Origin of the sequence: Vibrio aestuarianus, assembly GCF_012395185.1 — a bacterium.
Classification (GTDB): domain Bacteria; phylum Pseudomonadota; class Gammaproteobacteria; order Enterobacterales; family Vibrionaceae; genus Vibrio; species Vibrio aestuarianus.
In genome coordinates this window covers 20,960-33,267 of sequence record NZ_JAAZTU010000019.1, presented here as the reverse complement: position 1 = coordinate 33,267, position 12,308 = coordinate 20,960, and the positions used below count along the sequence as shown (strand labels likewise).

Genomic DNA, 12,308 nt, shown 5'->3' with positions numbered 1-12,308 from the left:
GGTCTTACGCCTGAGCGCTTTTGGGAGCACGTCGAGGTCGATTTTGTCCACCACTACGAGCTGGTTTCGTGCCTTGAGTAGTCACTGCATTGCTTGGGTTGCGTTTGGGCTTGTTCGACGTATTGGCGCTGCGACCGTTGGCCACATTGCCTGAGCGTTGACCATCGTTATGCTCTGGCTTATCTTTTTTAGGTTTCTTTGGCTTTTTCGCTTTTATAGGCAAGAGTGATGGCGAATTTTGCAGTTTATTAACCGGAGAAAAACCTTCAATTTCAATACGCTCTAGCACATTTTGCGTCAGGCGTTCAATAGCAAACATATCTTTCGCTTCATCAGCGCACACTAAAGAAATCGCATTACCTTCGGCGCCAGCACGGCCAGTACGACCAATGCGGTGTACATAATCTTCAGGGACATTCGGCAGTTCAAAATTGACTACTTGTGGTAACTGGTCAATATCGATTCCACGTGCAGCGATATCCGTTGCAACAAGAATACGAATTTCACCATTTTTAAAGTTGGCTAAAGCCTTGGTACGAGCACCTTGACTCTTGTTTCCGTGAATAGCCGCAGCAGTGATGCCACTTTTCTCTAACTGGGCAGTTAAACGGTTTGCACCATGTTTAGTGCGCGTGAAAACCAGTGCCTGTTTCCAGTTATTGTCGTTGATCAATTTGATCAGCAACGACGGTTTTTTAGACTTATCAACGGGGTGAACCCACTGTTTAACCGTTTTAGCGGTACTGTTGCGTGGTGTAACTGAAATCTCGACTGGATTATTGACCAACCCTTTCGCTAGTTGTCTTATCTCATCAGAAAATGTCGCTGAAAATAAAAGGTTTTGACGTTTAGGCGGCAGTAACGCAAGAATCTTTTTGATGTCTCGAATAAAACCCATATCCAGCATGCGGTCAGCTTCATCAAGAACCAATATTTCTAACTGATTAAATTTAATCGCTTTTTGATTGTAGAGATCAAGCAGGCGGCCTGGTGTGGCAACCAAAATATCCACTCCACGACGCATTTTCATCATTTGTGGATTCACTTTGACCCCACCAAAAACCACTTCAGATTTAAGCGGTAAATTCTGTCCATAAGTGGTGACGTTATCGGCAACTTGGGCTGCTAACTCACGGGTTGGAGTGAGAATTAAAGCACGAACTTGGTTCGGTCCTGCTTTCGGCCCTTTCACGAGTAAATCTAAAATAGGAAGGGTGAATCCTGCGGTTTTACCTGTGCCTGTCTGAGCAGCTGCCATCACATCTTTGCCTTCAAGTACGGCTGGTATGGCTTTCGCCTGAATTGGCGATGGTGTTTCGTAACCCTGAGAAGCGACAGCTTTCAGGATGGCATTAGATAAACCCAGAGAGGCAAAACTCATTAAAATGTCTCGATATGTAAAAGAATAGTGATCCGCATCATGTTGCGGAAAGGCGCAAGCATACAGCAGTCACGCAGAAAGTGCTATGGAATGTATGTCTGCGATTACTTCAAAACGAAGCGTAACGTTGTTTAGCTTAAATAATTACTTAGTGAGTGAGGTTAAATACTCAATTGTAACCGGTTACAGAAACCGGTTACAATTTGGGTTGGATCGTTTATTATTTAGTTAACATGCCTTGGCTATGTTTTCTGAATGAAAGTGAAATGAAAGGTGGATTCGATGCAAAATAATGGGTTTCCAAAAAATTTTTTATGGGGTGGTGCGGTTGCAGCACACCAAGTTGAAGGTGGTTGGGATAAAGCAGGTAAAGGCATCAGCATTGTTGATGTTTTATCGAAAGGGGCTCATGAAGTACCTCGAGTGATTACTGATGGCGTTGGTGATAATTATTTTTACCCAAACCACCAAGCGGTTGATTTTTTTGGTCACTACAAAGGAGACATTGCGTTATTTGCTGAAATGGGCTTCAAATGTTTTCGAACGTCGATAGCTTGGACTCGTATCTTTCCTAACGGAGACGAAGAAACGCCTAATGAAGCTGGGCTACAATTTTATGACGATCTGTTTGATGAATTACTCAAGTATGGTATTGAGCCTGTTATCACGCTATCGCATTTTGAAATGCCTTTGCATTTGGTTAAGCAATACGGTAGCTGGAAAAATCGTAAGGTCATTGATTTCTTTGTTAAATTTAGCCAAGTCGTGATGGAGCGTTACAAAGAAAAGGTAAAATATTGGATTACATTCAATGAGATAAACAACCAACGTAACTGGGAATTGCCATTATTTGGTTATTGTAATTCAGGCGTTATTTACTCAGAACATGAACACCCAGAGCAAGTGATGTACCAAGTGCTTCATCATCAGTTTATTGCCAGTGCTTTGGTGGTTTCATTAGGTCACCAGATTAATCCTGAGTTCCAAATTGGCAGTATGATCCACATGATGCCGCTATACCCAGCCTCATGCCGACCTGAAGATATGATTCGTTCTCAAGAACTGATGAGAGAGAAGTATTTCTTTAGTGACGTACAAATTAGAGGTTATTACCCTAGTTACATTTTACGTGAGTGGGAACGTAAACAGATTCACATTGATACCCAGCCCGAAGATGAGACCATTCTACGCAATGGCTGCGCCGATTATCTGGCAATCAGCTACTACATGACGAATATTGTTTCAGCTGAAGTAAACCCAGATGGAGAAACGACAAGTCTATTTATACAAAGTCGATTAAATCCACATCTGAAAGCTTCAGAATGGGGGTGGCAAATTGATCCTGTAGGACTACGCTATGCGTTGTCTGAGCTATATGAACGCTATCAAAAGTCGATTTTTATCGTTGAAAATGGTTTTGGAGCGATTGATCAATTAGATGATACAGGTGTGGTTCAAGATGATTACCGCATCGATTACCTCCGTGCTCATATCGAAGAAGTGAAAAAAGCAATTACGTTAGATGGTGTTGATGTGATGGGTTATACCCCTTGGGGGTGTATAGATTGTGTCTCTTTCACCACTGGTGAATACAAAAAACGTTATGGTTTTATTTATGTTGATAAACATGATGATGGAAGTGGCTCAATGGCACGTAGCAAAAAGAAAAGTTTTCATTGGTATCAATCAGTGATTGAATCTAATGGTGAGCAGTTATAAGTCTTTTCAACTATCCCCAAACCACTTGGAGTTACAATGGCCACTATCAACGATGTTTGTAAAGCGGCAGGGGTTTCAAAAGCCACTGTTTCACGGGTGATTAACCAAAATGGTCAAGTGAAAGACAGTACCCGTAATGCTGTTTTACAAGCAATGAAAGCGTTAGGCTATCAACCGAATGTTCTAGCTCAAGCACTTGCAACTAACAGTGCAAACGCTATTGGTTTAATACTGCCTCAATTTCAAGGAAGCTACTTTGGCACGTTGCTTCACCAAGCGGCTCAGGGAGCACAAAAGGCTCGAAAAACGCTGCTAGTGATGGATAGTCATAATAGTGCAGAAGGTGAGCAAAGCGCAGTGCAATTACTGCAAAGTCAACGTTGTGATGCAATCATGCTTTATAGTCGGCATCTCACCAATCAAGCATTAAAAGAGCTACAAGCGACTTTGACTGTCCCTTTGGTTATCTTAAATCGAACCATTGAAGAGGTAGGACTTCACAGTTTTGGTTTTGAACAACAGCAATCTAGTGCTTTGGCGATGAAGCACTTGTTGGCGCTTGGTCATAACAAGATCGCATGTATTGCATCCCCACTAGATAGTGATACTGGCCGATTACGATTTGCGGCTTACCAAGCTCAACTTGAACAAGCTGGTATTGCTTTTGACGTCGCTTTAACGTTTGAAGGCGATAATATGATGCAGTCAGGGTATGCTGCAGTTGTGAAGTTCTTAGAACAAAAAGCTATCTTTAGTGCTATTTTAGCCTGTAACGATGATATGGCGTTAGGAGCGATGAGAGCCTTGCACGAATATGGTCTTTCGATCCCCTCTGATGTGTCGGTGATTGGTATTGATGATGAACCGGCAGCGGCTTATTCAGTCCCTAGCTTATCAACGGTCTCTTTACCGATTGAGCAGTTAACGAAAGACGCGGTGGAATTAGCTCTACAGCTAGCTGAAAGGAAAAATATTCAGCTAGTTACGGCTCATCGCTATTTAGGTCAGCTTATTCAACGCGAGTCAACGGCATCAGCTACTTGCTGATATCTATTTATTTTTTCAAAAAAAACTGTATAAATAAACAGTAAAAAACTTGACATCATAATAGCTTCTACTAATCTGTATGTATACACAGTAAAGTTGGAGGTGAAATATGTTGTGGGAAACGTTAGAACGAGTTAACCGCCTTCGCCAAGAGGCGTTAGCCAATCCAGACTTTGTCCAATCTGCTCAAGAACATGAAGAAACGCTAAAACAAGTCGAGCAGTACTTTGAACCAACAAAACGTCGCAAGGTTGCTAAACGTGCAAAGAGCTTGGCTGATATCTATGAGCAGGCAGAGTTTGGTGAAAATCCATCTGGTGTTCAGCATTAACCATTGATCAAATTAATCATCAATCTAATAAAGAGAGAGGAGCCGTTGAAGTGGCTCTTCTCTTTTGCTATTGGTTTAACTGTTTTATATATTCGCCACAGTAGAGTTAACACAGTGTTTTCAGTGAGAGAAGTGCCCAGTCAAAGATGCGGACTGCTTTGAAATTGGCCACTTGAGATGGTTTTGTTTAGGAATCATTTGGGAAATGAAGTCGAAAGGTGTATAAAAGCGCCATTCAAACCGAAAGAGAGAAGATGATGAAAATTGAGAAGCTAGAAAACAAAAACCGCCGTATCCGTAAAAAACTATTTTTAGGTGAATTTGCGATTTTAGGTTTTGAAGTTAGCTGCGCGACATCTATCAAAGATTTCGAGCAATATGATCTCTTCGTTGATGAGTTTATTGATTACATCGACAGCATTGGTCTGTGCTTCGGCGGCGGTGGTCTAGAGCTATTCGAAGGATTCTTGTGTGCAACGGAGCGTTACCGTTCAGTGACAGAAGAAGAAAAAGCGCAAGTCGTGAAATGGCTAGAAAGCCGTGCGGAAGTAAACAAAGTTGACGTTAGTGAATTAGTTGACGCGAATTACGCATAATCACGATAACTTGTTAAAGTCTCATTAAGTCGATGACAAAAAGCCAGAGTGTGTTTACTCTGGCTTTTTACTAACTAAAAATCAGCCTGCTTAACGAAATAAGGGTTGCTGTATTTCTGAGCTGGGCCTAATTTGGAAACTACCAACTTATTCCATAGCGCTTTGTCAAAACCTTCTTTAGGAATTGATGGATAAAGTGTCTCTGCTTCTTCTCTAGCAAAATTCAAGAACTGCTTTTTCTTAATCTGATTATACTCTTTTGCTATTCGATTAAAGTTACGAATCCATTCTTGCTTATACTTGCGCAAGGCCGGCTCCGCCTGCTCGAGAGGAACACGTGATAGATAGACTCGCTTATACGATACTTTGCGATCGATCATCGTTCTCATGCTCGTTTGGATATAACGGCCATGATGAGTAATCGAAATATCATTTTCATCAAATAGGTTTACGCACCAGCCTTTTGGGAAAAAGTGGGGTTTCCTAAATTGCTTGTTTCTTGCGACCAATACTTGGTGTAGCACCAAATCTGACGTGCCTTTAAAGGTTCTTTGCCATTTGGAAATTCGAATTTGTAATGAGCCTGGTAGGCGGTAGACATTAGTAAATTTATCTTCGTTCATGACTTCTACAGTAATTAGTTAAGTACACCACTTGAAACAAATATTGAGATTATTTGCCCGATGAAAACGGCACCATAATTTATGAAATGCCAACAATGACAGCCAACGACGTAAAGTTGAATTATTGTAATTACGTATAGATCTCACGCTATCCATCACCATTTCGATGTGCTGTGAGTATGAGAGATTCTACAAGGTTTATACAAAAATGCGAGCTTAGCTTGGCGTTAAATATGTGTAGAGTACGCAATATTTGATTTTTTGTTGAAAAATTTAGAGATAATTCGTTGTATTGCCGGAACAAGTTAATAGAAATAAACTCATCTAGAGATAAAGCACCATACCCCATAGCTTTCCCCACAGGGGGATTGTAACAAGGCTAAATAGAAAATATGGTGCATTTGATGTTATTGGTTAAGTAAAATTAGTCCATTTGGCAGGGCATCACCGAATACACGCTTTGATTCACTTTCTGAAAGTGTATTCACTTCCTCGACAAGCGCGACCCAAGACTCCGCGACTCTACTCTGTTTTAACTTACTCAAAACTTGTAAGCGGTATTGATCTGAAATATCAAGCTGTCTATCGCCTGTTTTTCTGCATATCATCACTGCAGCAAAGGCTATCATCGGCTCTTTTTGCCAGTTTTGTTCCAGTATTTTAGGAAGCCATTGCTCTGCTTGTTCACGGGGGATAACCGAATGGTGGCTGCCATATAATGGAGTGCGAGATGCTAGTCGGCCAACCGCCCACCAATGTGCTTGTTCAAATTGAGTATGGTTGATGGCTTTATTTAAAAACCAGCTTGCCAATAACACTTTATCTTCCACTTCTAGATTTTCTAGCGAAGCCGCAAGTCGTACCATCGATTCATAACCTTTATCTTGCGCTTCTTGTGCCGATTTAGGGTTTTTCATTGCTCCAGGATGAAGGTATTTGGCAATATCGGACAAAATGGTTTCCTGCTGTTCTTGATTTAATCCACCAGCAATACGTCGCCAAAATACCCACCAATCGCTCCAACCTTGATGATTCTGAAACTGAATACCTTGTTGGTATAAACTCCAAATTTGTTCAATGCGCCATGCATCGGTTGGGTCACCAAACCCAGGTCGAAGAGCAAACCCCGCTAAACGTAGCCAGTTTTTCTCATGCTGCTCAGAACGACGTCGACGCTTTCTCCCTTGTGTGAACGAATCAAATAAGTGACGTAGCGTAGTAAAATCCCACTCATCTCGTTTTCCTAGCCATTTTTCTAAGTCTTTGCTGAGTGTTTTTATTGCCTGACTATCGGCACTATTTTTATTGCCGCTGTAAAGGCGGGTGATCAGATCTTTCGAGTCTTGCAAGCGAGGATGAAGTTTAACTTGTTCATCATCACTGGCTTGTTGGTTACGTACTTCAAATTCAAGTTGCCAGCGTTTACTCTCATCTTCCACACTGACACACTCAATTTTTAGTGTGCCAACCTCGGTCAGCTGGCAAGCCAGTTGCACTTCCACTCTCTGCTTTTGATTGGCATGCATGGTTGGCTCATCTGTACCATGCAAACTCGTAATGTAAGGCGGGAGAGGGCTAAACATGTCATGATCAACGGGCACTAAAATGCCATTTTGTAGAGCGGTATTGTTGGATAATGTGTCATGAGTGGACGTCAATAGGTTGAAACGAACCGGTTCACCTAACGTGAGTGAAAAACGTCGGCTGGTGAGTCGAATCTCTTGTCCTTCTTCTGTGCCTTTGGCAAGAAGACACAATGCTTTACCTAGTTTATTTCTTTCTGGTAGATGCAAGAAGTAAGATCGGGCAGATCCCCCGCCAATTTTAAGTTGTGCACCCCGGCGAGCTTTACTAAAGGCAACCGCACCCAATGCAACAGACCAGTCGGGGTGAGGGTTATCAAGAACGGTGATATCAGAACCGCGCCAATGTGTTAGTAATTGGATAATGCGTGAAGTAATTAATTCACTATTAAACACGCCGCCATTAAGTAAAAGCCCAACCGGAATGGCGGGGGTGTTTTGCTCATGCTTTAGAGCGCTGCGTGACACGTGTTGATGTTGGGTCAAAAACTCGGCGACATGCTTACTGACCGCAGGGTCTGCCACATAAGGCAAACCAAATTCAACAACGGCACTGCGGCGTCTGTTCGGAACATCATCAAAGGAAGATATTGGGAAAAAACCATCTAGGGCAATTTGATGTACTTCTTGTTTGGTCAGGGAAATACTTTTTGTTCCCCCCAGAAGTTTTGAGCCGCTGCCGAGCATCGTGATTTTCATTTCATCGGGTGCTTGGCTTGAAAGCAGTTGCTCTTTGGCTTGTCGAGTTTGTTGAATCAGTTTGGTTAAGCTTGCTGCGGTGAGTTTTTTCGATTGATTGAAACGTTGCTCAGCCAAATGCGCGAGGGCTAAGTCGAGGTTATCACCCCCTAGCATTAAATGTTCACCCACGCCGATTCGGTCGAGGGATAGCTCACCTTGATCTGAGTGTTTTGCTTCAATCAAACTTAAATCTGTCGTTCCTCCGCCAACATCACACACTAAAATTAAAGGCAATTGTTGTAATTCATCTGCGGCAGTATGGCGGTGACGTGCGTACCAGTCATAGCATACCGCTTGTGGTTCTTCGAGTAAGACAATGCGATTCAAGCCTGCAAGTGAAGCCGCTTCAACGGTGAGTTTACGCGCGGTTTCATCAAAAGAAGCCGGTACCGTGACGACGACTTCTTGATCTTCCAATAGGTTACTTGGGTGTCGGTAATTCCAAGCTTGTCTAATGTGGTTTAAGTAACTGGCACTTGCCACAACAGGCGACACTTTATCGACATCCGCAGCTCCGGCCCAAGGCAAGATATCTTGTCGACGATCAACCGCTTGGTGTGAAAGCCAGCTTTTGGCACTAGAGACTTGGCGTCCTTCCACTTTTGCTCCGAGATCGCGAGCCCATTGGCCGATGATGACATTGGCCGTGTCACCAGTAACAGGTTGAATATTCCACGGCAGGGTTAAGTCATTGGCTGAAATTTGTCCATCAGCAGGGTGATAGCGAAATGATGGTAATAACGGTTTACGAACCACTTCACCGGGGCCGATGAGTTGGTCAATCTCAAAAAGACTAACGGGGGAACTTTCTAATTGATCGGTTATTTCACAAAATGCGACCACAGTATTGGTGGTTCCTAAATCAATACCGACAAGAAAACGAGGAGAGGTCATGGTGGCACCTATATTTCAAAAACGGCATCCATAAGGATGCCGCTTCAAAGTTTACTGAGTGGATTGCGAATCTTCTCGCACATCGAATTCTACGTGCCATTTTTGGCCATTATCAGAAGCAATTGCCTCAAGATATAAAGTGCCTAATTCCGTGACACGTGAAGCTAACGTCACTGGCACGACATCACCTTGACGACGTCCTTCAGATATTGGTAGCGTTACTTGAATTTCTGGAAGTTCTTTTAATTCATCGGGTGCCCAGTAATCGAGGTGAGTACCTGCTTGATCTTCACGACGTACGGTTGACCCAAAGAATTGGAAATGCACAGGTTCTCCAATTACTAACCCAAATTCTTGGCTAGGCACTGGTGTGCTCGAACCTTCTTCCATACCAAATGGAGCGACACATAGCGCTTCCATTGGTGGTGCCATTCCCGGTATGGCAGGCATTGCACTTTCAATTCCGACGTAGTAACTAGAGGCAATGCCACCGCGAATACGAACGCCCTGACCACGGCGAACCGCACCATAATAGGCAGCGCCGCTAGCAACGGCAAGATCAAGATCTAAACCGCTTAAACGTTTAGCGTGCGCCGCGTTAGCCGAGCTTAGCCATGCGTTAATGATCCCAAATAAACGATCGGCCAGTAAATTCGACTTCAGAACACCACCGTTAAATAAAACAGCCGTAGGTTTGATGAAATCGGCTTTTGGGGCGTCTCCCATACCAGGCATACCCGCAAAAGGGTTATATTCATTGTGCGGAGTTGTTTCACTGGTGGCATTAGCTTGCTTTGACAAGAAAGCCGCAATATGACGAGTGATACCAGCATCTTGTGCGTAAGGTAAGCCCATTTGAGTCAGTGCGCCGCGCGTTTTTTGTACGGGATGCTCACTAATGCTGACACTTGGGAAAAAGCCATCCACTAACATTTGCTGAACTTCTTGTTGAGTCAGTTCTGTTTTTAATGTGCTACCGAGTAGCTTTGAGCCTCGGCTAGGCACAACAATCGGCACGGAAGCGAGTTCGCGGTCATTAAGTAGCGCTTCTTTGGCATCACGACAAGCGTGTGTCATCGCTTGTATTTGCCACGGAGCTAGCTCTTTACCTTCTTGCGCCAGTTTCATTTTAAGGCGATAGGCAAGGGCGAGATCCATATTGTCGCCACCAAGTAAGATATGCTCACCGACGGCAATACGATTCAAGGTTAGGTTGCCTTCCTCTTCAGTTACTTCAACTAAAGAAAGGTCGGTGGTACCACCACCAATGTCGACGACTAATACAATATCACCAACATTAACTTCATCACGCCACGCCTCATTGCTGTTATCGATCCAGCTATAGAGTGCAGCTTGCGGTTCTTCAAGCAGTGTTAGGTGATCAAAACCAACGTTACGTGCGGCTTCTGCGGTTAAATCACGGGCGGCTGGGTCAAAAGAAGCGGGTACGGTAATAGTCACATCTTGCTCAGAGAGTGGCTGCTCTGGATGAGCATGATCCCATGCTGCTTTTAAATGTTCTAAATAATATTCCGTTGCTTTCAGTGGCGAAACCTTTTCAATATCATCACTGCTTCCGGCGGGAAGGAAAGCTTCTCTGCGATTGACACCACCATGGCACAACCATGATTTTGCACTAGCGACAAGACGAATCGGGGTTTTACTGCCAAGGTTACGCGCAATCGCGCCAACTAAAGCGGTTGGTTCTGTTGACCAAGGTAAAACACGTGAAGCAGCATTCATTTCATGTTCGTGAGGTTGGTATAAAAACGAAGCTAATTGAGTTCGACTTTCCACGGTGCCTGGTGCGGTGAGCTGCGGAATGCTCATCACTGAAACGCGTGCATCTTCATCTTGAGTATCAACAAAAGAGAGTACGCAGTGGGTGGTACCTAAATCGATACCAACACTGAATTTAGGGGATTTCTGTTCCATTACAGTTCAACCTCAGCAGGGGCGATGATACTAGCGTCGTAGTTTTCTGCTAATTTTGGCAGTGTCATTGACGTTGCTTTCCAACCTTTATGAACGAGTGTGCCATTAAACGGTGCGCTGCCTGTAACATTACCAGTAAGACGAACCTGTTGTGGGTTAAAACCAGCTTCAATGGTAATGCGGGTTTCTTCGTCTTCTGAGCGGATTGGGCTTAGTTCGACATAATCTTTCAAAACTTTTTGACCGCCAGCGTGAATGACGCGCGCGGCCGCACCGACTTCTTCGTCAGAAAAAGCAGAGACATCTTCATTGAGAAAATCAATCAGACGCGCTTCTTGCTGCATAAGGGATAGTAGTTGCATTGCAGAGTCTGTTGAGGCAGTTGCTAATTTGGATTCGACTTCAACCACACGCTCTATCACTTTTTCAACTTCAACAATTTTCTCAACTTCAATGATTTTTTCGATCGGTTTTTCGACTTCGACAATTTTCTCAACCGGTTTTTCAATGACTTTCTCAACGACTTTTGATTTGCGAGAAACGGCAATAATGAGCAGTAAAATGCTGGATGCAGCAAGACCTGCGTGCAGCATATCAAATGTAGTAGGAATCATATTTAAATCGAAGTTCATACGGAATTCTCTGTAGACAATGGTGCAGAGGTTATTAGAGTGGCAACGTCTGCGCTGAATAGACTTAAAAATAGGGACGAAGTTTACCATATTCAAGCCTGAAGGCTTTAGGAAAGTAGGATTAATCAGGATTAAGACGATTTAATAGCTCACTCTTTAAACAATAAAAGCTCAAATGAACGATGAACGATGATTAACTGCGCGAACGGCTTTTTACAGAGTCGAGTTTTGACAGCGAGTCAGGTAAAATTCATCACTCTGAAAACTAAATTAAAGGATTCGCCTGAACAATGAACTATAACCGAGTTGTCTGTTTCGACTTAGAGATGTGTTGTTGGAATGAAAATGGCGTTGGGACAACTGGCGAAATCATTGAAATTGGCTTGGCTGAGATTGATGTTCAATCAGGTGAAATCGTCAAGCGTGCACAATATTATGTCAAACCAGAACAAGATGAAGTGTCTCTGTTCTGTAGTGAGCTGACTGGAATTACGCCACGCAAAATTGAAAAGCAAGGTCGTCCTTTGGTTGACGTGCTGAAATCGATGGTAAAAAACTTCGGCGGCCCAAATAAAATTTACGCCTCATGGGGGCGAGATGACCTAATTCTTGCTAATGAGTGTCAACAAAAAGGCATTGATATGCCATTTAAAGAGTTTTTAAACCTGTCGACCTTGTACCGCATTCAACACCGACTCAAAGAAAAGCGCATAGGTCATCGCGCCGCGCAAGAATCTCAGGGTATTGAATGGGAAGGCCGTCAGCATTCCGGTTATGTGGACGCTTACAACCTCGCCAAGCTTGCTCTAACCATGTTGTGAAAGCT

General features: G+C 43.4%; 10 protein-coding genes. 5 read left to right on the top strand and 5 right to left on the bottom strand.

Translation table 11 applies throughout. From position 1 onward, the window contains the following. Positions 1–4: 4 nt before the first annotated feature. Positions 5–1,381 carry a DEAD/DEAH box helicase gene (locus HGG78_RS10655; RefSeq protein ID WP_172532873.1) on the bottom strand — a complete coding sequence of 459 codons (1,377 nt, stop codon included), beginning with the start codon at positions 1,379–1,381 and terminating at the stop codon, positions 5–7. Between the two features lie 282 nt (positions 1,382–1,663). On the opposite strand from HGG78_RS10655, the gene HGG78_RS10650 reads away from it, so the two are divergent. The 4 genes from HGG78_RS10650 to HGG78_RS10635 all read left to right on the top strand — a co-directional run bounded on the left by HGG78_RS10650 (position 1,664) and on the right by HGG78_RS10635 (position 5,074). After that, on the top strand, positions 1,664–3,100 hold the full coding sequence (locus HGG78_RS10650; RefSeq protein WP_172532872.1) for a 6-phospho-beta-glucosidase: 1,437 nt from the start codon (positions 1,664–1,666) through the stop codon (positions 3,098–3,100). A gap of 36 nt (positions 3,101–3,136) precedes the next feature. Beyond that, entirely contained in the window at positions 3,137–4,147 is a 1,011-nt protein-coding gene (locus HGG78_RS10645; RefSeq protein WP_053312282.1) for a LacI family DNA-binding transcriptional regulator, read from the top strand. Positions 4,148–4,256: 109 nt separating this feature from the next. Beyond that, positions 4,257–4,478, top strand: coding sequence for a hypothetical protein (locus HGG78_RS10640; RefSeq protein ID WP_053312281.1), 222 nt, complete (start codon positions 4,257–4,259; stop codon positions 4,476–4,478). A gap of 257 nt (positions 4,479–4,735) precedes the next feature. Then, the gene (locus HGG78_RS10635; protein WP_053312373.1) at positions 4,736–5,074 is read left to right on the top strand and encodes a YggL 50S ribosome-binding family protein; all 339 of its coding nucleotides are present in this window, start codon (positions 4,736–4,738) and stop codon (positions 5,072–5,074) included. A gap of 74 nt (positions 5,075–5,148) precedes the next feature. Here HGG78_RS10635 and HGG78_RS10630 read toward each other — a convergent pair whose 3' ends face one another. The 4 genes from HGG78_RS10630 to HGG78_RS10615 form a co-directional block, all read right to left on the bottom strand. Continuing rightward, entirely contained in the window at positions 5,149–5,697 is a 549-nt protein-coding gene (locus tag HGG78_RS10630) for an MSHA operon transcriptional regulator (RefSeq protein ID WP_053312280.1), read from the bottom strand. Between the two features lie 407 nt (positions 5,698–6,104). Beyond that, on the bottom strand, positions 6,105–8,915 hold the full coding sequence (locus HGG78_RS10625; RefSeq protein ID WP_172532871.1) for an Hsp70 family protein: 2,811 nt from the start codon (positions 8,913–8,915) through the stop codon (positions 6,105–6,107). Between the two features lie 51 nt (positions 8,916–8,966). Then, positions 8,967–10,850, bottom strand: coding sequence for an Hsp70 family protein (locus HGG78_RS10620; protein ID WP_172532870.1), 1,884 nt, complete (start codon positions 10,848–10,850; stop codon positions 8,967–8,969). Beyond that, positions 10,850–11,482, bottom strand: coding sequence for a DUF2760 domain-containing protein (locus tag HGG78_RS10615; RefSeq protein ID WP_171980973.1), 633 nt, complete (start codon positions 11,480–11,482; stop codon positions 10,850–10,852). Before HGG78_RS10615 ends, HGG78_RS10620 begins: the two co-directional genes overlap by 1 nt. Positions 11,483–11,772: 290 nt before the next feature. Between HGG78_RS10615 and HGG78_RS10610 the strand changes: the two genes are divergently transcribed. Continuing rightward, a complete protein-coding gene (locus HGG78_RS10610; protein ID WP_171980972.1) occupies positions 11,773–12,303 on the top strand; it encodes a 3'-5' exonuclease in 531 nt (176 codons plus the stop codon). The last annotated feature ends 5 nt before the right edge of the window (positions 12,304–12,308 follow it).